We start from the raw sequence: 1,909 nt of genomic DNA, 5'->3' as shown, positions 1-1,909 counted from the left end.
CGCTTTACAAAACAAGCCACCTGGCAAGTTACTTAAAGCAGTAAAGAAAGAGTTCTTTGAAAAGATTTACATAAACAGAGAAGTAGTACAAGAAGCGTCTGTTTGNTTTTATATCAAATGGNTGGGTAAAAGNAACGAACCNATCAATTCATTGTCCNTGCTTTTGAGNCACNGNCTCAAAANAATTANGGAACAANAGAAAAGGTGCTTTTTACTTGATACTTTTAGGATAAGCGTTCTGAAACAGAGATTACTCGGTGNAGNGNTTGGGNTAAGNTGGTATTCATTATCANTTATCACCNATCACTTATCACCAAAACATATTTTACAATGGAGAGTTTGATCCTGGCTCAGGATGAACGCTAGCTACAGGCTTAACACATGCAAGTCGAGGGGAAACGGCATTGAGTGCTTGCACTCTTTGGACGTCGACCGGCGCACGGGTGAGTAACGCGTATCCAACCTTCCCATTACTGTGGGATAACCTGCCGAAAGGCAGACTAATACCGCATAGTCTTCGATGANGGCATCAGATTTGAAGTAAAGATTTATCGGTAATGGATGGGGATGCGTCTGATTAGCTTGTTGGCGGGGTAACGGCCCACCAAGGCGACGATCAGTAGGGGTTCTGAGAGGAAGGTCCCCCACATTGGAACTGAGACACGGTCCAAACTCCTACGGGAGGCAGCAGTGAGGAATATTGGTCAATGGACGGAAGTCTGAACCAGCCAAGTAGCGTGCAGGATGACGGCCCTATGGGTTGTAAACTGCTTTTGTATGGGGATAAAGTTAGGGACGTGTCCCTATTTGCAGGTACCATACGAATAAGGACCGGCTAATTCCGTGCCAGCAGCCGCGGTAATACGGAAGGTCCAGGCGTTATCCGGATTTATTGGGTTTAAAGGGAGCGTAGGCTGGAGATTAAGTGTGTTGTGAAATGTAGACGCTCAACGTCTGAATTGCAGCGCATACTGGTTTNCTTGAGTACGCACAACGTTGGCGGAATTCGTCGTGTAGCGGTGAAATGCTTAGATATGACGAAGAACTCCGATTGCGAAGGCAGCTGACGGGAGCGCAACTGACGCTTAAGCTCGAAGGTGCGGGTATCAAACAGGATTAGATACCCTGGTAGTCCGCACAGTAAACGATGGATGCCCGCTGTTGGTACCTGGTATCAGCGGCTAAGCGAAAGCATTAAGCATCCCACCTGGGGAGTACGCCGGCAACGGTGAAACTCAAAGGAATTGACGGGGGCCCGCACAAGCGGAGGAACATGTGGTTTAATTCGATGATACGCGAGGAACCTTACCCGGGCTTGAATTGCAGAGGAAGGATTTAGAGATAATGACGCCCTTCGGGGNCTCTGTGAAGGTGCTGCATGGTTGTCGTCAGCTCGTGCCGTGAGGTGTCGGCTTAAGTGCCATAACGAGCGCAACCCCTCTCTTCAGTTGCCATCAGGTNANGCTGGGCACTCTGGAGACACTGCCACCGTAAGGTGTGAGGAAGGTGGGGATGACGTCAAATCAGCACGGCCCTTACGTCCGGGGCTACACACGTGTTACAATGGCCGGTACAGAGGGANGGTGTAATGCAAATTGCATCAAATCTTGAAAGCCGGTCCCAGTTCGGACTGGGGTCTGCAACCCGACCCCACGAAGCTGGATTCGCTAGTAATCGCGCATCAGCCATGGCGCGGTGAATACGTTCCCGGGCCTTGTACACACCGCCCGTCAAGCCATGAAAGCCGGGGGTGCCTGAAGTCCGTGACCGCAAGGATCGGCCTAGGGCAAAACTGGTGATTGGGGCTAAGTCGTAACAAGGTAGCCGTACCGGAAGGTGCGGCTGGAACACCTCCTTTCTGGAGAGGATGCTTATTAGTTGATTTATTTGATAAGTATTTAAGTATACA

1 rRNA gene is annotated in these 1,909 nt (G+C 49.9%); it reads left to right on the top strand.

Annotation, left to right across the window (positions count from 1 at the left end):
• The first annotated feature begins 327 nt into the window (after nt 1–327).
• Nucleotides 328–1,858: ribosomal RNA gene (locus HMPREF1505_RS10090) — 16S ribosomal RNA — on the top strand.
• Nucleotides 1,859–1,909 lie beyond the last annotated feature (51 nt).

This window comes from Prevotella sp. ICM33, assembly GCF_000517825.1.
GTDB lineage: Bacteria > Bacteroidota > Bacteroidia > Bacteroidales > Bacteroidaceae > Prevotella > Prevotella melaninogenica.
This window is presented reverse-complemented; position numbering and strand designations above follow the sequence as displayed.